Consider the following 21,561-nt stretch of genomic DNA (forward strand, 5'->3'; position numbering starts at 1 on the left):
GTGCGTGGCACGCTTTTGGCTGCAGACCGAGGAGGCCCGGCACCAGTTTGAAAGTTGATTGGTCGGCGGCGATCAAGACCGCGAAGCATCATGATCGCCGCAGGCGGTCATATAATTCCCCGGCGTCCAATCAAACCTTGAGGCTAGAGACAAAACCGGTTCCCCCTCCGACGGCGGCAATACAGGGATTCCACAGTGGTCGAGTGATCTTGCCATATGCCCGTTCTGCCGCAGCTGAAGCAGAACCTGAATATGGCAAAGATTTCCCACTTCTCCCACCCCCGAGGGGGATTCGAAACAGTCACAGAGCTACCGCTGTACCCGATGCAACAAATCCACTCACCGGGTAGAATTTTCTATGAACACACTGAATACGCGACGGGCCGGTTAGCTGACCAAGCAAAGAACGCAGAGGGGACACGTCATTAACTATATCTTATGGAACAGACGGCATTCCAAGAAAGTTCGGTCATTTGCTAAGTGCGTCGGCTTACATTTGGGTGTGTCCGGAGGTCCGGCGCAGGGTGGGTCCACATGATCACATTTTTTGCACCTGAACCGGTTCAGGCGGCGTTTTGGACGTTGGCTTTTTACGGGGCATTAGCAACGGCGATTTTAATCGTACTTAGTATCGCATGCTCAAGCAGAAAAGCCGCCTCGCGTCAGCCATAGATAACATGACGCAGGGCCTGTTGCTTTTTGACGCCAACAAACGGGTGCTCATTTGCAATCAGCGTTACATCGAACTGTATGGCCTCTCTCCGAAAATCGTGAAACCGGGCTGCACTTTGCGAGATGTACTTGTGCACCGCCAAGAGCGCGGGTCGCTGATTGGGGACATCGACAAGTACTGTGAGCGTGTTGCAAAAGAACTGTTAGAAGGTGGAAAACCGTTTATTCTGAGCTTAGCGGACGGCCGGTTCATCCAGATTATAGATAGACCGATGGCGAGCGGCGGCTGGGTATCGACTCACGAGGACATCACCGAGCGGCGACTTTTCGACAAACAAATCGAAAGATTAGCGCATTACGATACCCTGACGGGCTTACCAAATCGGGGGATCTTCTTACAGCGCCTCGCGAGCGAGCTTGAATCCAGCCACGATATCAGAGTTGCACTTCTGTTCATCGATGTCGATGATTTCAAGGCAGTCAACGATTCGCTCGGGCATGAAGCAGGAGATGAATTACTTCGCGCCGTTGCATTGCGCCTCCGAGTATGTGCCGACCGCCCGTGGGATTTCGTGGCTAGGCTTGGAGGCGATGAATTTGTAATTATTCGCCGCCTATCATTGATCGCGTCCGAAGTTGACCAATTGATAGCCGACGTCTTCGCGTCGCTCCACGAACCCATCGATCTGTCCGGACAGCGCGTCCGAATCGATGTCAGTATTGGCGCTGCCATTAGTCCCGAACATGGCGACGACGCGTCAACGCTGATGCGAAGCGCCGACATCGCCATGTACCAAGCGAAGGCCGCGGGCAAGAATACCCACATGATTTACCATCCAGCGATGGCGAAGTCCCAAAATGCTCGACGTCGTCTCGAAGCGGATCTTAGACAGGCCGTTTTAAGCGGGGACATCGGCGGCAACGGTTTCTCACTAGTATTTCAGCCCTTGATCTCTATTTCCGACGGACGGATAACTTCCTGCGAAGCTCTGCTCCGCTGGACCCATCCGATACTTGGCCCCATTTCTCCAGAACAATTCATACCCATCGCGGAGGAGTCCCGCCTCATTCTCGAACTAGGAGAATGGGCTTTATTGCAGGCTCTAGCACGTGCCTCCCAATGGCCAAAAAGCATAGGCGTTGCAGTCAACGTATCGCCCGTACAATTCCGCAGCCAATCGCTCGCTTTAAAAGTGCTGAAGGCCCTCGCTGTTTCCGGAGTGTCGCCGCGACGTCTTGAGCTGGAGATCACGGAGGCCGTCCTCATCGGAGACGATAAAACCGCCCTTTTAACGCTCCATGAGCTGCACACAGCGGGCGTTCAAGTCGCGCTTGATGACTTTGGAACGGGATACTCTTCGCTGAGCTATCTTCAGCGGTTCCCGTTCGACAAAATCAAGATCGATAAAACCTTTATCAATAAAGTTGACCATGCCGATGGCTCTGCTCATATCGTTCGCGCTATTATTGACATTGCTACAGCGCAAGACATGACGACTACGGCCGAGGGGGTTGAGACTGAGATGCAGCTTGACGCTCTGAGGCGTCTTGGCTGCACTGAAATGCAAGGTTATTTGTTTAGCCGACCTGTGTTAGCATCGGAGATCAACGACTTTTTGATGAAAGACGTCGAAAAACGAAGAATGATATCGTGCTAGAGAATAGCGTACACAGATCCAGCGCGCCTATCTTAGGCGGCGCGAGCTGACTTTGGCGGTGAACCGCTTGATCTGTGCAATTCAATACGCCTTCACTTAAGCCTCCAAGCGCAGAGCTGTGTGGCACGCCATCTTTGAGTCGCGCTTGATCCAATTGTTGCTCGACTCGGCCCACAAGAACACGCGAATCAATTTCATTGTCGACTTATCAAGCCAATTCACATCCACGAACGCCCCTAGACCGCAGCTCAATTAGCGAGCGGTTAGAACTGTAGTTTTCGATATCAAGACCAACCTCGCTCGCCTGCTGGCAACGTCGGCATCTCACCTCAAACTGCTCTAGCCATCATCATTATGATGCAAGATGCAGAATGCAATTACCGCTCGGTCACAGGCCGCACCTGATTGGCGACTTCGGGCTGCCCGGAGATCACTGCGATTGCCTCGGAGATAAGTGAAATCATCTCTTCAAGCTGCAAGCGCGTCGCTCGATTGCGAATGACGACGAGATCATTCCTTAAGACAAGCAGTTGAGCACGGCGCGACGCTTCTAACATTGTGGCTCCCATGGCGTGGGAACCGCCCAAGCGTGGCATTCGGTGATGATTATCAAATACCACTCATGACATTTCGGCGCACTCGACATGTGAGCAAGTCTGCCATGCACTCTGTTCGTATTTGCGTCTCTGTGGATGCCGTGAGGAAACAGACAGAAAATAAGTGGCCATCCGGTACCCGAGTATTTTTAAGCTATAAATACCGGCTATGAGCTCATTCCAGTTGCCAACGCATGGCGACGTTTTGCGATCGTTGAGACTGTAGGGCTGCTGCAACCTTTAGCCCACTACACTGCGCTCCATGACTGGCCTGCTTTCAACCATCCGGCGATCCCATCATTACGTTCACTGTCCTCTGGACGCCCGATCGTGTCCCGCGTGGTGGTGTAGGTTTCTGATCTTATGCCGCTCGCGAAGCGCGCTTTCAAATGGCGCTGTAGCGAGCGAGCGGCATGTGTTGGTCACCGGCGGTTCGCCGGTAGGATCGGGTTGCAACACGCAATGCAACCGAGGAACCACCGATGACCAGCGAGATGATGAACCTTCGTGCGCTCGTGGAGAAGACCCCCGACGCGGATATTTTGCGCCAGATGATCGGCTTCGCCGCCGAGCGGCTGATGGAACTGGAGGTGGCCGCGTTGACCGGTGCCGGCCACGGCGAGAAGAGCGCGGAGCGGCTGGTGCAGCGCAACGGCTACCGCGAACGCGACTGGGAGACCCGGGCCGGCACGGTCGAGCTGCGGATCCCGAAGCTGCGCAAGGGCTCATATTTTCCGGGCTTTCTGGAGCCGCGCCGGATGGCCGAGAAGGCGCTTACTGCCGTGATTCAAGAGGCCTACATCCAGGGCATCTCGACCCGCTCCGTCGATGACCTGGTCAAGGCGATGGGAATGAGCTGCGTCTCCAAGAGCCAGGTGTCGCGGCTGTGCGAGGAGATTGACGAACGCGTCAATGCATTCCTGGAGCGGCCGATCGAGGGCGACTGGCCGTATCTGTGGATCGACGCCACCTATGTGAAGGTCCGGCAGAATGGCCGCATCGTCCCGGTAGCGGCGATCATCGCGGTCGGCGTCAACAATGACGGCCGGCGCGAGATTCTCGGCATGGACATTGGGCCCTCCGAGGCCGAAACATTCTGGACCGCGTTCGTGCGCAAGCTCGCCCGCCGCGGATTGCGCGGCGTCAAGCTGGTCATCTCCGACGCCCACGAGGGCATCAAGGCCACGGTGTCGAAGGTGCTGACCGCCAGCTGGCAGCGCTGCCGCGTCCACTTCATGCGCAATGCGCTGGCCCATGCCGGCAAGAGCGGGCGGCGCGTGGTCTCCGCCTTCATTGCCACCGCCTTCGCCCAGGACGACGCCGAAGCCGCAAGGGTGCAATGGCGCAAGGTCGCCGACCAGTTGCAGCCGACCATCCCGAAGCTGGCCAGACTGATGCACGAGGCCGAGCCCGACGTGCTGGCCTTCATGGGCTTTCCGGCGACGCATCGCGCCAAGCTGCACTCCACCAATCCGATCGAGCGCCTCAATGGCGAGATCAAGCGCCGCACCGAGGTCGTCGGCATCTTCCCCAACGAGGCTGCCATCCGACGTCTCGTCGGTGCCATCCTGCTTGAACAAAACGATGAATGGGCGGTTCAGCGTGCCCGCTACATGACGCTGGAAACCATCGCCCCGATCAGCGATAATCCGATCGTCGGGCTGCCCGCAGTGGCAACCTGACCAGCCCGGCCGTGGCCGGCAATCGGGGTGGCCATCAAGAAGCTACACCACGCCGCGGGGCATGATCATCCGCCCCCTGTATCGCTTACTCAGCTTTGGCCTTCGCTTGGAGACGACGCCAGCCTAGGAATAGGTGGGGTGGGGCTGGCCACAGCGGGTACCATCTGCCCCCAACACTAAGAAGATGTGGGGCGAGATGTAGGCTTTCGCTCATCACGAAGGCTATATGATTGATATTATTATCGGATTTCAATGAAATGGCGGAGGGAGAGGACCTGGGGTCGAACCTTCTCCGCGCAAGTCAGCGTTCTAAGCAGTACACCAGCGTTCTGGCTAGGCCATCGGTAAAGAGGCCGGCGCGAACTTCCCCCACTTTTGGCCTTCTTTTCAGAGGTACTGTTCTCAATGGCCGCAAGAGGCTGATTGCGGGGACCGCCAGTGACTAGGCCAACTGCCCCGGGCCAAGGCATCATCGTAGTCAAATTTCACGCCGCATCGCACTTGGTCGAAGCCAGACGGTGGCTAGTCAGGCTCCAGCATTCGCTGGTCCGGGCAGATCGTACAGTTGCTGAAGCGCCGACCGGCTGTTGAGCACCGCGAAGCTTTCGCGCGGCGTAAGATAGCTCACGGCCTCGTCGAAATGTTCAGCCTCCGCAATCTTGGCGAGGGCGATGGCGAGATCGGTGTCGATCTGGCCACGGCTGCGAGGCGCTTCGATCAGCGACAGCAGGTGCGCATTGTGCAAGTCTGCGTCGGCACGTAGCGCGTGCAATGGACTCGCGCTGTAGCCCGGCGCCGCCAGCGCAAGCGCATTGGCGCGGGTAAGCACAGTGGGCGGCACGTTCTGTTCCGGCGTGCCGAACAGACCTGCTTGCTGGCCCGCTTGCAGCAGGCGCGATGACACCATGGCCACCGGCACCGACAATAGCAGTCCCAGGATCACTGGCGTCATCCACAGAAACAGCGGCAATGACACGACAAAAGCGCTGATCGCCATCAGTACGCCGACGAATGTCGGCACGGCGTATTTGCGGACCACCTCGCGAGCCGGCACGCCGCCATCGTCGCGGCGCTGTACCTGCCAGCCCGCGTCGCGGCCGAGCAGAATTTCGCCCACCGCGGACGACTGGAAGATCATCATCACGGGGGCAATGAGGCCGGACAGAACGGTCTCGATGATGATGCCTGCGAACACGCGAAAGCCGCCGCCAAAGTGCCTCCGGTTTTCGCTTTGGGTGAGCAGCAACACATAGGCGAGCAGCTTGGGCACGATCAGCAGGCCCATGGTGCCTCCGAACACCCAGGCTGCACGCACAGGATCCTGCGCCGGCCATTGCGGAAACAGCGAAAAGCCCTTCGCGAAATATTCGGGACGCACGAACTGCGCCTGCAGCGAGATAAGGATGCCCAGCACTAGGAACATCAGCCAGAGCGGTGCGGTCAGATAGGAGCCGATCCCAGTCAACAAGTGCAGGCGCGACACCCAATGCAGCCGCGTTGCCGGCAATACGGCCAGATGCTGCAGGTTGCCCTGGCACCAGCGGCGGTCGCGTGCGGCGAAATCGAGCAACGACGGCGGGCACTCCTCGTAGCTGCCGCCGAGTTTCGGCGCCATGTGGATGGCCCACCCGGCACGCCGCATGAAGGCGGCCTCGATGAAGTCGTGGCTGAGGATATGGCCGCCAAACGGCTTGCGTCCGGACAGTTCCGGCAGGCCAGCATCGTCCGCAAAGGCACGAACCCGGATAATGGCGTTGTGGCCCCAGTAGTTGCCTTCTGAGCCGTGCCACCAGGCGATGCCGGATGCGATCACCGGCCCGTATAGCCGGCCGGCGAATTGCTGCATCCGCGCGAACAGCGAGCGCGCATTGACGACGATGGGCAGCGTCTGGATCAGCCCGACGCCGGGATGCTGTTCCATGCCGGCCACCAGACGCACGATGGTATCGCCGGTCATCAGGCTGTCGGCGTCGAGAATGATCATGTGATCGTATCCGCCGCCGAACCGCTTAACCCAATCCTCGATGTTGCCGGATTTCCGCGCCACGTTACGCGGTCGGTGGCGGTAGAAGATGTTTGGAGCCCCAGCCGCGTCGCGCCGTAGCTGCAGCAGCGCCTGTTCCTCGGCGATCCAGATCGCGGCATCGGTGGTGTCGCTCAGCACATACCAGTCGAAATGCGCGCCATGGCCAGTCTCTGCCGCCGACTCCCAGATTGCCCGCAGCCGCGCGATGATCCGGTAGGGATCTTCGTTATAGGTCGGCAACAGCATCGCGTTTCGGCTGCAGATTGCCGGCAGGGGCGCCAGCGGCTCGATGGCCAGCGGATCGCGTCCGCGCACCAGCAGCAGGGCGAAGCCCGCCATCGCCGACATGAAGGAGAAGGCGACCCAGGCGAACAACAGCACGAACAGTCCGAGCACCATGCCTTCCAGGATGGTAACGCCCCCGACCTGCAACACTTCGAACATCTCGTAACCGCCGGCCGCCGACAGCGCAGCGGTGCCGAGCAGGATATAAGCCCGCCGCAGCAGGGTCGGCATGGGCTTGAACTGTGTACGACGCTGCGACGCCTCCGGGCCGCCGAGCCCGTGCGAAAACATCGCCAGCGGCATTTCCGGAGGAAGAAACGGAGCGCCGACAGCCACCGGCAGGTTGCCCGTGGGCGCCGCTAAGGGCGCCACCGACGCCTGCACATTCAAGGTGTCCATCGGTAGACCCAGACTTCCGAAACCGGCTGATCCTCCTGCATGAGGATGGCGCGTAACTCGACCGGCGTCTTGACCTTGGCTGCCATTTCGAAGCTCAGTCGCCAGCCGCCGGTCTGCGGGTTACGCTGGGTGACGATGTTGCGGATTTCGGCTTTCTCCGCCGTAACCACACCCTTGATTTTCGTAGGATCGACGGACTTCAGCTTGTCGCCAATCAAATCGAGCACGAACAGTTTGGTATCGTCGCCGCGAGAACCGACGCCGCTGCGAGAAAAAATCGCCAGCGCCGACGGCTTTGGCTGGTCGGGTCCCCAGTGCAGCCGGTAGGTGAACGCCTGTTCGCCCCTGGCCGGCAGCACGTTCTTCGGACGCCAGAAGCTGCCGATGTTGTCGTGGATCTCCTCGTTGGTCGGGATCTCCAAAAGCTGCACCGATCCCTCGCCCCAGTCGCCGATCGGCTCCACCCACAGGCTGGGGCGCCGTTCGAAGCTGGATTCAAGATCCTGATAATCGGAAAACTCCTTTTGGCGCTGCATGAGCCCGAAACCCCGCGGGCTGCGGTCGCCGAACGAACTGATCTGCAGATCACGCGGGTTATGGAGTGGCCGCCATAACTGTTCGCCGCGCCCGTTGAAGATCGCGAGGCCGTCAGAATCGTGCACTGCGGGGCGGAAGTCCTCGACTTGCTTGCGATCGTTGGGCCCGAAGAAGAACATGCTGGTGATGGCGGCGAGCCCCGCGGTCTTCAGCTCGACCCGCGGGAATATCACCATTTCTACGTCGAACACGGTGGTCTCGCCTGGCCGGATAGTGAACCTGTAAGCCGCTGCAGCGCTTTCACTGTCGAGCAGCGCATGTATCACAATGGAGCTGGCATTGGCTGCTGGCTTCTCGATCCAGAATACCCTAAACGCAGGAAATTCCTCACCAGCGGCCTCACCGGTGTTGATCGACAGGCCTCGCGACGATAGTCCATAAACTTGCCCTTTAGCGACCGCGCGAAAATAGCTGGCGCCGAGAAACACACAGACCTCGTCGTAATAGTCGGGCCGGTTGATGGGAGCGTGCAGACGAAAGCCGCCAAATCCAAGATCGCTGCCGGCCGCTGGTGGCGGCGTGGTTCCGAACGAGAAGTTCTCCGGCTTGTACGGCACCTGCGTCGCCTGCCCATCAGCAACTTCATAGATGTCGACCCGGTTCGTGTAAAACGAGCCCCGGTGGAAGAACTGCACCTCGAACGGCAACTTCTCACCGCGCCAAAGTGCTTTCTCAGGATTGAAGCGCAACGCGCGGTAACGGTCGTAGTCGAGATCCTTCAAACTGTCCGGCAGCTTGTTGTCCGGCGCCTTGAACGGCTTGGACGCCGCATCACGTGCCAACTGCCTGACCATGGCCGCATCAAAAGGCACTGCCCCCGGCGCCGCTGCTGCCCCGCGCCGCAGGACCGTTAGCAACGGCAGTGCCGCCGTCGCGCCGAGAAGTTGTCTACGGTTCAAGGGGTCCTCCGACGTGTTCGAACAATGCCGAACAACACGCTTCACACCATCGAGTTCCACGAAACGGAACACCTAAGGTACAAATTGCCGACATTTCCCGTCTCGGTCATCGAAATTAATCAATCGTCGGAATGAGGGTTTCGTCGAGCGCGCACGAGAGCAAGTTCAGCAGTTCCAGGGTACTGAGGCGTTCACGCCCCGGCCGGGGTTGAATGCCAGCCATGAGAATCCTGAATAACCATGCCTGAATCGAGGTCGGGCGCAACTGCGGCCAAGCGCTTCAAGCAATTCCCCCGGGGACTGCCGGCACCGGCAAGGATAGCCAAATCGGTGTTCATGGCAGCAACCGTGGCCCGGCCGTTCGGATAGCTCGCTAACACTTTCAAGATTGCAACCTGTAACAATACTAAATCTCCTTACCCGACGATCTATAACGGGCCATCCCGCCATTCCCGATTTCTCCCGTAGTGCAATGTCGTGAGAACTCTTGTGTACGGCACTGTTCAGCAGCCGTACATCATTATTGAATCGAGCTCAGCTGATTAAGAAAATGGCCCGCCGAAGCGGGCCATCATTGTCATCGCGAAGTGGTGTGTAGTTCGCGCTCCTTGCGCACCTGAGCGGCGTCATAGGGCTTGCTGGCCGCATCATATCCGGTCCAGCCGGACTTCTCCCAGGTCGCCCGTCGGTCGTTCAAATTGACCGACGATGGGCTCATGAGAGCCTCGAGTCGTACACGGTCCGCTTCATTAACCTTGGCAGACACCAGCGTGCCGCCGCGGCGGACGCCCTCTGCATAAACCGGCGCATCTTCTTTCGAAACGCCGGCTTCGGTCAGCGCGCCAATCAGACCGCCGGTCGCAGCGCCCGCTGCGGCGCCTAGAGCGGTAGCGGCCAGCCAGCCCGCAGCCACCACAGGTCCCAAACCGGGAATAGCCAGCAGACCTAGACCTGCCAGCAGCCCGGCGGCACCACCGAGCCCGGCGCCGATGCCGGCACCGGTGCCGGCGGCCTCGGCACGCTCGTCGACCCCGTCGCCATCGCGATCCTTCTTACCGTCGAACCAGCCGTCGGAATTATTGGCGACAATGCTAATGTCAGCGTGCGGTACGCCATTGGACTCAAGGCTTTTCACAGCCGCCTGGGCCTGGGGATACGAGTCGTACAAACGTGAAATGGTAACGGTCATAAATTGGCCTCCCTGTTACTTAGCTGCGTTAACGTTGCCTTGGAAATCGATGCTGATAGCGCTGCTCGAGCCGCCTTTGCTCGCCTTACCGCGCCACACGCCGTTGTCGTCTTTCTTCAACTCGGTCACGTTGCTGTAGCCCGCCTTCTCGATGGCGCTCTTGGCTTGGCCCTCGGTGAACGAGTTGCGGCCCGCGACCGGCGCATTGGAGTTCTTCTGCTCGCTGTTCACAGCGTTGTTGCCAGGCTTGTCCTTGGCAGCCGGGGCCTGTGCATGGGCTATACCCGCGGTCAGGAGCGCGGCGATACAGATTGAAAAAAGGCGTTTCATTGGTCCCTCATAGGTTGATGTTGGGACCGTCTAACCGACTGCAAGCCGACGTGTTCCATCGCCGATGTCGATTCGCTGTATCGACATATTGAATGGCTGATGATTGGGGTCGTTTCCTTTTCATCCCGACTCAGGTTTGACGCCGCACTTAGACTGTTAAAATATAGTTCTTCTAGGGCTATCACCGCGTTTAGAAATATACATGGATTTCGGGAATTTTTGGCAATTCTGGAATTTTTGCCGCGCATTTGCGCCTCGCAGTTGATAACTGCAGAACCTCAAATGAAACCGTTCTTGATCGCAGGTACCCTGGCTGCCTTTCGTCACGTCGGCCTTCGCTCAAACGACCACCGTTTTGAGCGACTCTCACGTGGTCCGCGACGCCACCACTAAGCTGTGTACCACCGTCGGTTCCCAGCCGACCACGAGGACGACGACCGTGGTCGATAACGGCACGTTCAAGGCATGTACGGAGGCCGAGACAAGCATGAAGACCATGAAGGTCCGCACCGAACACTAACACCGACCAGCACTTGCCCATCCAAGCCGGCGGATGCTGTTTCAAATTCCATCGCTCTGGCCGCTTTGCGGACGATCGAGTGACAGGTTCTTCGTCAACCAGATCGGGCCGCGCCGCAGGTAGCCCTGATGGTGCAGAGTGATCGGCGGGAGCCGTATTCCAAAGCGCTGCTTGAATATCCTCAGCACGGCGATGGCCATGGCCACGCTCTTCCTCTGCAATATGCGCAAACACTTTTCCGATCGTGGATAAGGTCCGGCCAAATCTTCGGCAAAGCTGATGTGGATACGGCAGACTTCCGCTTCCGCAGAGATGGCGATTGCAGGGATTTCCCGGTCCTTGAGTTCCTAAAGTCCTTTGAACGGGTCCCCTGTCCTCACTCGGAATTACTTAGAGTCTGACTCATAATGAATTCGTTTGATTTCAGGCTTTTGCAAGCCGTCTTATAAGGACGCGAATGTGAGCGACGAACGCCCAGGCAACGGCGCTGGCGATTGTGGTCTCGAAGTCCTTTGCCAATCTGCGGCAGCGACCGAGCCATCCGAACGTTCGTTCGACGACCCATCGGCGCGGTAGGATTTCGAAGCCCTGCTCCCTGTCGGATCGTTTTATGATTTCTATCGTCCAATTGCCGATGCGCTTCAAAGCTTGACGCAGCTTATCTCCGGCATAGCCACCATCGGCAAAAATATGGCGCAGCCACGGATAGCGATAACGTATCGAAGCAAGAACGCACGGGGCACCATCACGGTCCTGAATGCTGGCTTCGTGCACGACCAGCCCGACCAAGTTTCCTTGCGTGTCGGTGACGATGTGGCGCTTGCGGCCCTTGATTTTCTTACCTGCATCATAGCCCCGGGGGCCGCCGCTTTCCGTGGTTTTCACCGACTGGCTGTCAATCACTCCGGCCGTTGGGCTCGCCTCTCGGCCAGCCGCCTCGCGCGAGGCCATCACGAGCGTGTAGTTCAGCGACGCAAACAGTCCGCCGCGCGACCACGCGTAGAAATAGCCCTGCACCGTCGAGTAGGGCGGGAAATCCTTGGGCAACTGCCGCCATTGGCAGCCGGTCGACGCAATATACAGGATCGCATCCATCACCGTTCGCATATCTGTCGCACGCGGGCGACCGAGCGCCGAAGCAGGCGGCAGAAGCGGCTCCATCACAAACCACTCGGCATCCGTCGTATCGCTTTCATATCGCAAGCTCGCCCGCCTATAGTGTCGGCGGGTGATTTCAGTCCAGACCATCGTGCTCTCCCTCGAATCTTCGCAAATCCGAAGGAATCACAACTGGCTGAAATCACTCAGCTTCTTTTTCAGTCAGCCTCTTAGATACTCGTAATTACCGTTCTGTATAAACAGATAACGCGATAACGACCGGTTTTTTGATCGAATTGATCGCTGTACGTAAGCCCAATTCCTCAACATTCAACATTGAAGTTTTTCGGGAAAGCGGCAAACCGGTGGAACGACGTTTGCTGTTGCCAGTTCTGAACTCGCCAACAACAAGGAGAGAACATCATGAAACTCATTTCCACCGCTGCATTAGCCGTCGCCTCGATAGCCTGCTTCTCGCCCGCCATCGCCCAGAACGGACCGGCCGGCGGAGCCGTCGGCGGCGCTATTGTCGGTGGCGCTGTGGGCGGTCCGGTCGGCGCTGCCGTGGGCGCTGCTGCCGGCGCCACCGCTGGTGGCATTGCAGAGGCTAACCGTCCCCGCTTCCACAGCTACGTCACCGAACGCCGCCACCCGTCCTATCGCTACGAGCGCGAAGTACGGGTCGGCGCCGAACTGCCGGACAGCGGCGTGACCTATTACGAAGTGCCGCGTGAATATGGTTCGACAGCCTACCGCTACACCGTAGTTAACGACCGTACCGTCCTTGTCGACCCGGGAACCCATCGCATTGTCGAAGTGATCGACTAAACGCGCTCTGTCGAGGCGGCACGAGGGCCGCCTCGACGTCGTTTCCGTTCATTCCATGCGGGAGCAATGTGATGCCTCTTTTCCGTTATTTCGTGTGCGTGGGCGCGGTCCTGATGGCTGCGCTGCTTTTCATCAGTAATGGCGATGGTCGGCCGGCGCAGCGCGCATCAGCAGCCTGGACGTCAGCGGATACGCTCCGCAACATGGCGCATCATGGCGAGCCACAAAGCTCGTCGAACATCCAGACGGCGATCTATCGCGGGCCGTGACCAGAGCGTCGCGTCGGCTAATTGTCAACGTGCGGTCATTAGATTTCGCGGGAGCTCACCCATAGTGGACGATTTCCAGCTTACTACCATCATCGCCAAAGCGATCGGCACCTGTGCTATCGAACACCAGGGCGACGCCCTGACCATCTCCAGCGAACAAGCGACCTGCGTGGCCAAGGTGATCATCACGGCCCTCGCGCAGACGGGCATGGCGATTGCGCCGTGCAAGACGGCTGCAGATCCGGATTAGTGCGGAGCAGCCAGCGGCAGGCTGCACTGGATCGTGGTCCATTCATCCGTCCGGACATACGCGAACGTTCCTTGAAGCGCCCGCAACCGCTCGCGCATGCCAGTCATGCCGCGACCAAAGGTCGGCTGCTTAGGTGCTGAAGTCCCATTGTCGGCGACCTCCACCAGAATTGTGTCGTGCGATACCTTAGTCTTCACATTCATCTTCGACGCGCCGGCATGCTTGAGCACATTGGTGATGCTCTCCTGCAAAACGCGATATACCGTTTGCGCTACGACGCTGTCCGCCGCGACGATCTGGGGATCGATCGCGAAGGTCACGATCATATCGGGCACCTGCGCGTGCACATCCCGCAACAGCTTCTGGATGCTCGCGTCAAGGCCAAGCTCTTCGATTAGCAGCGGACGCAGGCGGTCCAGGATTCGGCGGTTGGTAACCTGAAGAGCCTCGACCGCCTCTAGCACGCGCTGCTTGATGGGCCTGGCCGGTTCCCCACCTTCGCCATCGTCGTCGATCATGGCTGTGACGTTGGCGCGAATTGCGAAGAGTAGCGGACCAAGTTCGTCGTGCAGCTCGCGCGAAATATCCCGGCGCTCCTCGTCCTGGATGGATACCATCCGGCGCAACAGACTTCGGTTCTCCGAATTGAGGCGGCTGAGCGTCACAGCCAGATGGTTGACTGACAGGCAGCTTTCGCGAATTTCAGGCGGGCCGGAGCAGTCGACGTCCGTTGTGAAATCGCCGATCCGGAGCCGCGCCAGACCCTCGGCGAGATCCTGCAGCGGACGCAGCGCGGCGCCGATCATGGCGAACGTAATTAGACTGGCCAGCGCGGCCAAGATGATGCACGCCGCGAGAAGCGATAGAAAGCCGATCCACTTTTCGTATACCTGTGCGGAGAGGTCCGGCTCGTATGCGAGATCACCCACGCGCCGGCCCTGGATTTGGACCGGGATGTGTTGAGCGAGGTCCGGCAACAGCAGCGCCTTGACGAACCAGTCCGGCACCTTGCCGGGCGACTTGGGCATTGGTGCCGGCACCTCACCACTACGACGAAACCGGATCGCGTTTGCTGGCGACGATTGCAGTTGGTCGACGAAGGCTTGGAGAGTCGCATCAGGGCGGGTAGATGCCGCGAGCGCAGCGTTCAGGGCTGAGGCGACGGTAATGGCGGACCGTGCCGCTGGCTCATTTTCCTCAAGAATTTGATCCGACGCGAACATCCATAGCAACGTTCCGCCTGCCATTAGCGCGCCGAGAAACATACCGCCCAGCAGCACGCAAATGCGTTTGCGCAATGAGAAAGTCTTCCACATTGGAATTATTAAAGCGTACAACCGGGCACCATTGCTCTAGCCAAAGCGTTAAATTCGGACAAGCATAACATAATTGAGAGATTTTCCGATGCCAGCAGCCGTAAAACTCCTGATTGTCGACGATCATCCTGTCGTGGTGTCAGGCTGTCGCTCGCTGTTTGCGTCTGACCCGTCGATTACGATCGACGACGCCGTGGACGAAAAGTCCGGACATCGGGCCTACCTTGCCAAGCGACCCGACGTAACCATAATCGACATCAACCTGCCGGACCTGTCTGGCTTCGAACTGATGCGGCGAATTCGCAGGGACGACCCCAAGGCGCGGATCATCATGTTCAGCATGAATGACGACCCTGCCTTTGTGGTCCGTGCCATTGAGCTCGGCGCCCAAGGCTATGTGTCGAAAGGTGACGACCCGCGACTGCTGATCAAGGCCGTCCGCAAGGTTGCCGCGGGCGAGAATTTTATTAGCCCGCATCTGGCGGAAGCCGTCGCCTTCTCCGGCGCGGCAATCAGGGCCAATCCGGCTACCAACATGTCCGCACGCGAGCTCGAAATCTTGCGGCTTCTTAGCCGCGGCGACAAGATTGTCGAAGTCGCCGATACGCTCGACATCTCGTACAAGACCGTCGCCAACACGACCTCCATTTTGAAGCAGAAGCTAGGGGCGCGAAATCACTCGGATCTCGTCCGCATCGCTGTCGAAATGGGATTGAGCTAGCGCCGCTCAGTACAGGTAGTTGACGAGCTGGCCAATCAGAGCGAGCGCGACGGGAGCCATATCTCCCTGCAGCGCGCGGCAGAAACCCGCTTCTGGACGCGGCATCATGGCGTCAAGCGCGCGGCACGGGAGGCGATGATTGCCAAGGTCGGCAATTCAGCCACGGCTATGCAAAGAAACTGTCTGCGACCGGCAAAACGGACCCAACGGCCTGAAGCCATCACATCTGCGCCGACGTGACTGCCGTTTAAACGCGCCGTTCGCCTGCCCTTTAGCGGCAGGGTGCCATTCAAATTTGGCATCACGCAAGGCTAGAAGCAATGGGAACACGGCACGACCCACGTAGACGTCATCGCGCGCGCCATCGACTAGCTTGATGCGTGCAAATCGAACACTTGGCAGAGCGTTGCCGACGTCTATGCGTCTGACGCCAGAATGGCGATTGCGGGTGCGTAGTTGCGCGAACCGCCAAGCGTGCTGCATGGTTCTTCCGATATTATGGCGTATTGGCGCGAAACCTTCGACAAGGCGCCACGTGCCGCCTTCGAGCTAGTCGGACTGTATCCCGGGAATGATAGTGTGATTCTTATCTATTACGACTAGCAACTTCAGCGGGTTAGCGAATTTTTGGAGTTCGATGCCGACCGTTTCATCAAGCAGGCAGTGCGCCACCTAATCCCGCTGCAGCGACAGGTCTATGGCACGGAAGCGCCTCCAGACCTGCAGGATGCGACGCAGAAACGCCCAGCCATCCTGCAATGCGAGGCCCGGCAGAGCCTCGGCGAAGCGCGACGCCTTCCTGTAGGCTCGGCACGCAATGACTTGCGGCAACGCGCTGTGGCGTTGCGTGCGCTGGCCCAAAGCGGAGCTTCGCCTGGCTGAAGGCGGACGCGTGTCGCGTCCGCCAAGACCATTATCAGTGATGGCGATGGCCGCGACCACGGCTCCAGCCATAGTGGTGACCGCGCCCGCGAGACCAGCCATAGTGATGACCGCGGCCACCGCGATGCATGCCGCCGTGACCATGGCCGTGGCCGCCGCGCACCTCGATGGTGTCGGCCGAGGCATTAATGGGTGCTAGCGGCATCGCCGAAACCGCTGCAGCGCTACCCGCCGTCAGCAATAGAGCGGTAATGCCGGCCATCATCATGCGTGTCATGTTGCGTCTCCCTTAGGCCGCACCACGCGACCATTGACACAAGTTCCCGGTCTTTGTTCGGTTCCGAGTTGCATCAAAAGGCATTTGCCTCTTCGATGAAACAGTTTGCGACCCTCTCGCGCGCTTTCAATTGCATCTTTGTCCCGATTTATCACCGTGATTGTGGAACCTGATGCCACGGCTTGCCGTTCTAGCGCAGGACCGAATGTGCGGTTTCACAATGGAGGACACAGAATGAGCAAGACATTTATGGGATCAGTTGCGACCATCGCCCTGATTGCCACCACCAGCTTGGCCCTGGCGCAGGGAGCGGGAATGAGCGGATCCAAAGGCGGCGAAGCGCCGGCCGCGGCGCCGCGCACCAGCGAGGCTCCATCGTCCAGCACGCCAGCCACAAAGGGTGCCGCCAGCGACACCAAGTCGATGACCGATTCCAAATCCGCACCAGACGCCAAGTCGGCAGCGGACTCGAAGGCCCCGACTGACTCGAAAATGGCGCCAGCGGCCAAGCCTGACAGCACGGCCGAAGACAAGACGGCTGTACCGTCGGACACAAAGGCTGCGACGGATACCAAGAGCAGCACTGACAGCAAAACCGCGAACGATACCAAGGCCGCCGCCGACAGCAAGACGGCGACCGACTCCAAGACCGGCAACACCAAGACGGGTGACTCTAAGACCGGCGCGGCGGCTACCACGGGCAATGCGGCGACGTCGGCAACGGCTGCTCCTCCTGCCGAGAAACGCACGCAGATCACCAGCGCAATCCGGCAGGAGCGGGTCGAAGAAGTTCGCAACGTGAATTTTAACATCTCGGTCGGCGTGGCCGTGCCATCGACGGTGCGCTTTCATCCCGTCCCGACGCGGGTGATCGAGATCTATCCGGAATGGCGTGGCTATGACTTCATCGTGGTCAATGGCCGCTACGTGATCCTTCGACCGCAGACGCACGAGATCGTCTACATCATCGAGGGTTAGGCTCGGCACCGCCTATCGGTGCCAGGACGCAAGTTCCTCGTTCAACTGGTCCTGCCCTGGCTTGTCCGCGGCAGGATTTTTTTGCTAGCGCCGCATGCGATATCGCCGCCGCCAGCGGAACGATTGCCATTTTTTCCCGTTATTGGCCATATTGAAACGGGAAGTACCGACATGAAGCTATCAGCTCACGCATCTGCCGCTGCGGTTGCAGCGACGGTGTTCACAGCAACCTTCGCCAGCGCCCAGGATGTCCCGGTTCGCGTCGGCGACGATCGTGGCATGTCGCGTGATTACGACCGCGGCTACTTTGGCCAACTCGCCGAATATCGCGGCAATCGTGGCTGGCATCGGGGCTGGCGCAACCGCGACCGGGTCGTCATGGTCAAGCATCGTCGTCAACGTTGGGACTGATCGCTGGAGGTGGCCTTGGAAAGGGCCACTTTCTTCTCGCCGTAGCTTCTCCGACACAAGGTCATCCGCATGACGTTTCTCCGCCCCATCGATTACCGCGTGTTCGCTTTCGTTACTTTTGCCGGATTTATTATCGTTGCATTTGTGGCACTGAACGCCGCCGTATCTGGCTCGGATCCGGGGCGCGGCAACCCGCCGTCGGCACCGTCGAACCTGCCGCTGGCACAGGCCACGGCCGATGTGCCGGCTGTTGCACCTGCTCCCGAAAGCCCGGCTGCAACCGCCAGCAACGCTTGCGAGACTCAGAACTGGCCGTATTATTCGGGGGGGTGCCTGCGCGGCGAAGCCACGGTCGAAGCACCGCGCCAAGTCCATGTGCAGCCCGCCTCCACAACGCCGACGCCGCCATCGACACCCGTCACCGTCGCACTCGCCGACACCAGTACGCGCCAAGCGACCAGCCCGCGCCAGCATAGTCAAGCACCCCGGCGCCGTAAGGCGCAGCCGATCCAGCGCTACGCAAGCCGCCCGTTCGTGCGCGAGCGTCAAGCGCAGCCCGAGACCTTCGGCCAGGCTTTAGCGTTCAGCTGGTAGGCTAGGCCAGATGTAGCGTCTGCGGCGTGGGCCCGCGCGCGTGGCTTGGATGAGCCGTCAGCTATTGCAGCTTTTTCCCATCTGGAACCGAATTGCCGCCCAGAGGTTCTGTTGTGCACAACAGGATAAAGTGGAATGGCGGCGAGAGTGGCGACGAGTACGGCGAGGGAGAAGTCATCCGAGAAGGTTGGTGACGAGTTCGCCAGCACCGTGAAAAAGCCACTGCCCTTGGGCGCCCGCGCGCGGATGAACGCCAGAATTGTTCTTGCCTTGGCTATTTTTGGTCTGGCTTTGTGGACAGCCGCGAGCTTTTTGCCGGCGCTGATCTGGGCAACAATCCTCGCGGTCTCTTTGTGGCCGCTATACCTCAAATTTGCAGCACCCTTTTCATCCGGTCGTCGATCCAATTTGGCAGCGTTCATCTTTACCGCAATCGTTGCGCTGGTCCTATTCACGCCGATGTCCCTTGCGGTTTACCAAATAGCTCAGCAAAGTGACGTGCTCTCAACCTGGCTCAAGCGTGCCCAAGAAAGCGGGGTTGAAGTTCCCGACTGGGTCTCTCGCCTGCCGGTTGTCGCGGAAAGTCTGCAATCTTGGTGGCGAGCAAACCTCTCAGACCCGAAGGCTGCGACTGCATGGCTGCAGTCAGTCAATGCAGACCACGCGTCGGAGCTTTTCAAAACGTTCGGCGGACAACTGCTCCATCGGCTATTTCTATTTTTATTTTCGCTTTTGACCCTGTTCTTTTTGCTGCGCAACGGTCGCGACATCGCTAGCCGCTTCTTAGAAACTTGTGACCGCCTAATCGGCAATGCTGGGGAGGGTTTGGTCGGAAAGATGGTAGATGCCACGCGCGGCACTGTGAACGGCACGGTATTGGTAGCCGTGGGCGAGGGCTTGCTCATCGGATTTGGATACTTCGTCGCGGGCGTTCCAAACCCGGTATTATTTACAGTACTGACGACGGCCTTCGCGATGCTCCCGTTTGGCGCATGGATCGCCTTTATTACTGCGGCGGTCGTCCTGATTTCCGGCGGCGGGAGCGGTTTGGCGGCCGGTGCCGTTTTCTGCTGGGGCGCGATAATCATGCTTGCCGGTGATCACTTTGTATGGCCGACCTTGGTGGGCGGCTCGACACGCCTCCCGTTTGTTCTCGCTTTTGTCGGAATTTTCGGCGGTCTGGCGACCTTTGGACTGTTTGGCCTATTCCTTGGGCCGGTTGTCATGGCGGCTTTGTTGACCGTCTGGCGGGAGTGGATCTTCCGGCCAACAGCACAATAAGATTGAATGTGAGAGGAACGCCCATGAGACGGCGGGCAGAATTAACGCTCCACTCTCACTTTGCTGAGAGCTTGAGGGCTATCCCGGAGATCGAGGGAATCGCGTATAGCGGCGCTCAAGCGTGGCTACCTTCGACAGTCGTCGTCACGGTCTGCTCACTTAGAGCGCTGTTGCGGTCACTTAATGAACATTATGAATCATGATTTCGTTGCTTTCCGGTGCCTCCCGGTCCGGCGTCACTTCTAAGCAATAACTGCCGATTCGGCGCTCGGCATATCAATTTTTTTTGCCGAGAACCACGCGGTGAATATTTGACATTGGGCCTCGTCGAAGTCAGCCGTTGCGCTAACTTACCTAACGACATAAATGCTAACGGCGGAAAAGAGACTTCGTCTGCCTCACTCATGAAGGCCGTTACTTCACTCGCGGATCATTGCAGAGAAGCCTCTTATCGGGCAATCTCAGACAGTTATGTTTCGAAGGACGCTAATGTTGGAATCAAAAGTTCCCAGCGAGTGACTAGTGCTAGCAACTATTAGACAGCGCCTATTTCTATTATTTTTAATCATCGCGATACCATTGATAGTTGCAAACTTGTTCGTGATCAACCGTCTCGCGACGACGCAGTCAGAGGCGCAAAAAGTGTCTCTGGTCGGAACCACTCGAGCTTTGGCTGCGGCAGTGGATGCAGAATTAAAAAAATATGCCGTTTTGGGATATAGCTTAGCGACGTCGGTCACCCTCGAAGATGACAACCTCGAACGTTTTCGCGCGCAGGCGTTAGATGCGGTCAAGAATTTGCCCGGCACTTGGGTTGTCGTTGCCGATGCACCAGGCCAACAGCTTCTGAATTCCTTGCGACCATTTGGTGATCAACTTCCACACGTCGTCCCGCTAGCGGTGCATCAGCGAGCGTTTGAAAGCGGCACTGACCAGATAGGTGGCGTTCAAATCGGTCCTGTCGCGCGGCGACCTGCGTTGGGTGTTTTCGTTCCTATTTTCAAAGGCGGCAGACCCAAATTTAACATTGTCATCGGTTTGGATGCGGGCGGTTTTGCCAAGGTTCTGGAAAGTCAGCAACTTCCGAAGGGCTGGGTAGCTGGGATCGGCGACCGCGACGGCAACTTCGTCGCTCGAAGTATCGACAACGATCGTTACGTCGGAAAGCAAATTAGTTCTGGCTGGTGGGAGGCCTCTCAACATTCCGACGAGGGATATATCGAGAATTTATCCATGGAGGGCACTCCTCTGGTTTCGGCGTTTTCCAATCTGAAAGGGAGTAGTTGGACCGTAAGCGTTGGCGCAAGCAAGGCGAGGCACCGTAGATCTGAGACACGTCTTTGAGAGCGAGTTGAGTAGTTATCAAGATGAAAACCGGACCCGCATCTTGATGCACGGATCTACCATTTTGTTAAACGCCAAAGATGCCGTCGCGATTAGCATGATTCTTCATGAACTGGCCACGAACGCAGCCAAATATGGGGCGCTTTCCAGCTCAGCTGGTAGGCTCAAAATAGCCTGGGTCGAATTGGCTGACGAGAAGGTAAGAATCGATTGGCAGGAGTTAGACGGTCCTCTCGTTCAAGACCCGTCTCGCAAGAGTTTCGGAAGCAAGCTAATCAAAAGCTTGGCGTGTGATCTAGCTGGAACGGCGGTCTCGGACTTCCTGCCGGAAGGCCTGCATTTTTCAATGACGTTTTTGAAGTCAGAAAAACCTGAACTATAGTCGTTTGGAATGCGACTCGTTACGAGCTTGCTGTGCAACTTGATAGTGCAAATATAGTGCAGGGTAGTAATGACGGC

23 protein-coding genes are annotated in these 21,561 nt (G+C 58.4%); 14 read left to right on the forward strand and 9 right to left on the reverse strand.

The window, feature by feature from the left end; genetic code table 11:
• Positions 1-635: 635 nt before the first annotated feature.
• Positions 636-2,330, forward strand: a complete 1,695-nt coding sequence (locus tag FNL56_RS26625; protein ID WP_143575800.1) for an EAL domain-containing protein — start codon at positions 636-638, stop codon at positions 2,328-2,330.
• Positions 2,331-2,707: 377 nt separating this feature from the next.
• Here FNL56_RS26625 and FNL56_RS26630 read toward each other — a convergent pair whose 3' ends face one another.
• A complete protein-coding gene (locus FNL56_RS26630) occupies positions 2,708-2,887 on the reverse strand; it encodes a hypothetical protein (RefSeq protein WP_143575801.1) in 180 nt (59 codons plus the stop codon).
• 521 nt (positions 2,888-3,408) lie between these two features.
• Here FNL56_RS26630 and FNL56_RS26635 point away from each other — a divergent pair.
• Entirely contained in the window at positions 3,409-4,608 is a 1,200-nt protein-coding gene (locus tag FNL56_RS26635) for an IS256 family transposase (RefSeq protein WP_143581715.1), read from the forward strand.
• Positions 4,609-5,134: 526 nt separating this feature from the next.
• On the opposite strand, the gene mdoH is transcribed toward FNL56_RS26635, so the two are convergent.
• The 4 genes from mdoH to FNL56_RS26655 form a co-directional block, all read right to left on the reverse strand.
• On the reverse strand, positions 5,135-7,318 hold the full coding sequence (mdoH, locus tag FNL56_RS26640) for a glucans biosynthesis glucosyltransferase MdoH (protein WP_143575802.1): 2,184 nt from the start codon (positions 7,316-7,318) through the stop codon (positions 5,135-5,137).
• Positions 7,306-8,814, reverse strand: coding sequence for a glucan biosynthesis protein G (locus FNL56_RS26645; RefSeq protein ID WP_143575803.1), 1,509 nt, complete (start codon positions 8,812-8,814; stop codon positions 7,306-7,308). The genes mdoH and FNL56_RS26645 overlap by 13 nt, the downstream gene beginning before the upstream one ends.
• Before the next feature lie 577 nt (positions 8,815-9,391).
• Positions 9,392-10,003: a hypothetical protein gene (locus FNL56_RS26650; protein WP_143575804.1), complete on the reverse strand. Its 612-nt coding sequence runs from the start codon at positions 10,001-10,003 to the stop codon at positions 9,392-9,394.
• A 15-nt stretch (positions 10,004-10,018) separates the two neighbouring features.
• A complete protein-coding gene (locus FNL56_RS26655) occupies positions 10,019-10,333 on the reverse strand; it encodes a hypothetical protein (RefSeq protein ID WP_143575805.1) in 315 nt (104 codons plus the stop codon).
• A 355-nt stretch (positions 10,334-10,688) separates the two neighbouring features.
• On the opposite strand from FNL56_RS26655, the gene FNL56_RS26660 reads away from it, so the two are divergent.
• Positions 10,689-10,853, forward strand: a complete 165-nt coding sequence (locus tag FNL56_RS26660) for a hypothetical protein (RefSeq protein ID WP_246660806.1) — start codon at positions 10,689-10,691, stop codon at positions 10,851-10,853.
• A gap of 41 nt (positions 10,854-10,894) precedes the next feature.
• Here the strand turns inward: FNL56_RS26660 and FNL56_RS27905 are convergent, their stop codons facing one another.
• Complete coding sequence (locus tag FNL56_RS27905; RefSeq protein WP_168203040.1) at positions 10,895-11,053, reverse strand: hypothetical protein; 159 nt, start codon at positions 11,051-11,053, stop codon at positions 10,895-10,897.
• Positions 11,054-11,276: 223 nt separating this feature from the next.
• Positions 11,277-12,101 (reverse strand): IS5 family transposase, encoded by an 825-nt coding sequence (locus FNL56_RS26665; protein WP_143577461.1) that lies wholly within the window; start codon positions 12,099-12,101, stop codon positions 11,277-11,279.
• Positions 12,102-12,374: 273 nt separating this feature from the next.
• Between FNL56_RS26665 and FNL56_RS26670 the strand changes: the two genes are divergently transcribed.
• The 3 genes from FNL56_RS26670 (at position 12,375) to FNL56_RS26680 (ending at position 13,298) form a co-directional block, all read left to right on the forward strand.
• Positions 12,375-12,779 (forward strand): DUF1236 domain-containing protein, encoded by a 405-nt coding sequence (locus FNL56_RS26670; RefSeq protein WP_143578449.1) that lies wholly within the window; start codon positions 12,375-12,377, stop codon positions 12,777-12,779.
• Between the two features lie 71 nt (positions 12,780-12,850).
• A complete protein-coding gene (locus FNL56_RS26675) occupies positions 12,851-13,048 on the forward strand; it encodes a hypothetical protein (RefSeq protein ID WP_143575807.1) in 198 nt (65 codons plus the stop codon).
• A 64-nt stretch (positions 13,049-13,112) separates the two neighbouring features.
• On the forward strand, positions 13,113-13,298 hold the full coding sequence (locus FNL56_RS26680; RefSeq protein WP_143582477.1) for a hypothetical protein: 186 nt from the start codon (positions 13,113-13,115) through the stop codon (positions 13,296-13,298).
• Here FNL56_RS26680 and FNL56_RS26685 read toward each other — a convergent pair.
• Entirely contained in the window at positions 13,295-14,614 is a 1,320-nt protein-coding gene (locus tag FNL56_RS26685) for a histidine kinase (RefSeq protein ID WP_143582478.1), read from the reverse strand. The genes FNL56_RS26680 and FNL56_RS26685 overlap by 4 nt on opposite strands.
• Before the next feature lie 88 nt (positions 14,615-14,702).
• Here FNL56_RS26685 and FNL56_RS26690 point away from each other — a divergent pair, with 88 nt between their 5' ends.
• Complete coding sequence (locus FNL56_RS26690) at positions 14,703-15,335, forward strand: response regulator transcription factor (protein WP_441351256.1); 633 nt, start codon at positions 14,703-14,705, stop codon at positions 15,333-15,335.
• A 27-nt stretch (positions 15,336-15,362) separates the two neighbouring features.
• Positions 15,363-15,575 carry a DUF3606 domain-containing protein gene (locus FNL56_RS28910; protein WP_143576403.1) on the forward strand — a complete coding sequence of 71 codons (213 nt, stop codon included), beginning with the start codon at positions 15,363-15,365 and terminating at the stop codon, positions 15,573-15,575.
• A 676-nt stretch (positions 15,576-16,251) separates the two neighbouring features.
• On the opposite strand, the gene FNL56_RS26700 is transcribed toward FNL56_RS28910, so the two are convergent.
• Positions 16,252-16,494: a hypothetical protein gene (locus FNL56_RS26700; protein WP_143575811.1), complete on the reverse strand. Its 243-nt coding sequence runs from the start codon at positions 16,492-16,494 to the stop codon at positions 16,252-16,254.
• 315 nt (positions 16,495-16,809) lie between these two features.
• On the opposite strand from FNL56_RS26700, the gene FNL56_RS26705 reads away from it, so the two are divergent.
• The 6 genes from FNL56_RS26705 to FNL56_RS26730 all read left to right on the forward strand — a co-directional run bounded on the left by FNL56_RS26705 (position 16,810) and on the right by FNL56_RS26730 (position 21,484).
• A complete protein-coding gene (locus FNL56_RS26705; protein WP_246661610.1) occupies positions 16,810-17,472 on the forward strand; it encodes a DUF1236 domain-containing protein in 663 nt (220 codons plus the stop codon).
• A 123-nt stretch (positions 17,473-17,595) separates the two neighbouring features.
• Positions 17,596-17,883 carry a hypothetical protein gene (locus FNL56_RS26710; protein ID WP_246660807.1) on the forward strand — a complete coding sequence of 96 codons (288 nt, stop codon included), beginning with the start codon at positions 17,596-17,598 and terminating at the stop codon, positions 17,881-17,883.
• Positions 17,884-17,952: 69 nt separating this feature from the next.
• Positions 17,953-18,477: a hypothetical protein gene (locus FNL56_RS26715; RefSeq protein ID WP_143578452.1), complete on the forward strand. Its 525-nt coding sequence runs from the start codon at positions 17,953-17,955 to the stop codon at positions 18,475-18,477.
• 135 nt (positions 18,478-18,612) lie between these two features.
• Complete coding sequence (locus FNL56_RS26720; protein ID WP_143575814.1) at positions 18,613-19,758, forward strand: AI-2E family transporter; 1,146 nt, start codon at positions 18,613-18,615, stop codon at positions 19,756-19,758.
• A 600-nt stretch (positions 19,759-20,358) separates the two neighbouring features.
• Entirely contained in the window at positions 20,359-21,102 is a 744-nt protein-coding gene (locus FNL56_RS26725) for a cache domain-containing protein (protein ID WP_143575815.1), read from the forward strand.
• A gap of 7 nt (positions 21,103-21,109) precedes the next feature.
• Positions 21,110-21,484, forward strand: coding sequence for a sensor histidine kinase (locus FNL56_RS26730; protein ID WP_143578453.1), 375 nt, complete (start codon positions 21,110-21,112; stop codon positions 21,482-21,484).
• Positions 21,485-21,561 lie beyond the last annotated feature (77 nt).

The organism is Tardiphaga sp. vice304, assembly GCF_007018905.1.
GTDB lineage: Bacteria > Pseudomonadota > Alphaproteobacteria > Rhizobiales > Xanthobacteraceae > Tardiphaga.

Bases quoted from the DNA above. Each gene is read 5' to 3' on its own strand.
- FNL56_RS26705 (WP_246661610.1), top strand. From the start codon at position 16,810: ATGAGCGGATCCAAAGGCGGCGAAGCGCCGGCCGCGGCGCCGCGCACC.
- FNL56_RS26690 (WP_441351256.1), top strand. From the start codon at position 14,703: ATGCCAGCAGCCGTAAAACTCCTGATTGTCGACGATCATCCTGTCGTG.
- FNL56_RS27905 (WP_168203040.1), bottom strand. From the start codon at position 11,053: ATGGCCATCGCCGTGCTGAGGATATTCAAGCAGCGCTTTGGAATACGG.
- FNL56_RS26625 (WP_143575800.1), top strand. From the start codon at position 636: ATGCTCAAGCAGAAAAGCCGCCTCGCGTCAGCCATAGATAACATGACG.
- mdoH (WP_143575802.1), bottom strand. From the start codon at position 7,318: ATGGACACCTTGAATGTGCAGGCGTCGGTGGCGCCCTTAGCGGCGCCC.
- FNL56_RS26650 (WP_143575804.1), bottom strand. From the start codon at position 10,003: ATGACCGTTACCATTTCACGTTTGTACGACTCGTATCCCCAGGCCCAG.
- FNL56_RS26635 (WP_143581715.1), top strand. From the start codon at position 3,409: ATGACCAGCGAGATGATGAACCTTCGTGCGCTCGTGGAGAAGACCCCC.
- FNL56_RS26715 (WP_143578452.1), top strand. From the start codon at position 17,953: ATGACGTTTCTCCGCCCCATCGATTACCGCGTGTTCGCTTTCGTTACT.
- FNL56_RS26675 (WP_143575807.1), top strand. From the start codon at position 12,851: ATGCCTCTTTTCCGTTATTTCGTGTGCGTGGGCGCGGTCCTGATGGCT.
- FNL56_RS26655 (WP_143575805.1), bottom strand. From the start codon at position 10,333: ATGAAACGCCTTTTTTCAATCTGTATCGCCGCGCTCCTGACCGCGGGT.
- FNL56_RS26685 (WP_143582478.1), bottom strand. From the start codon at position 14,614: ATGTGGAAGACTTTCTCATTGCGCAAACGCATTTGCGTGCTGCTGGGC.
- FNL56_RS26665 (WP_143577461.1), bottom strand. From the start codon at position 12,101: ATGGTCTGGACTGAAATCACCCGCCGACACTATAGGCGGGCGAGCTTG.
- FNL56_RS26700 (WP_143575811.1), bottom strand. From the start codon at position 16,494: ATGACACGCATGATGATGGCCGGCATTACCGCTCTATTGCTGACGGCG.
- FNL56_RS26670 (WP_143578449.1), top strand. From the start codon at position 12,375: ATGAAACTCATTTCCACCGCTGCATTAGCCGTCGCCTCGATAGCCTGC.
- FNL56_RS26630 (WP_143575801.1), bottom strand. From the start codon at position 2,887: ATGTTAGAAGCGTCGCGCCGTGCTCAACTGCTTGTCTTAAGGAATGAT.
- FNL56_RS26720 (WP_143575814.1), top strand. From the start codon at position 18,613: ATGGCGGCGAGAGTGGCGACGAGTACGGCGAGGGAGAAGTCATCCGAG.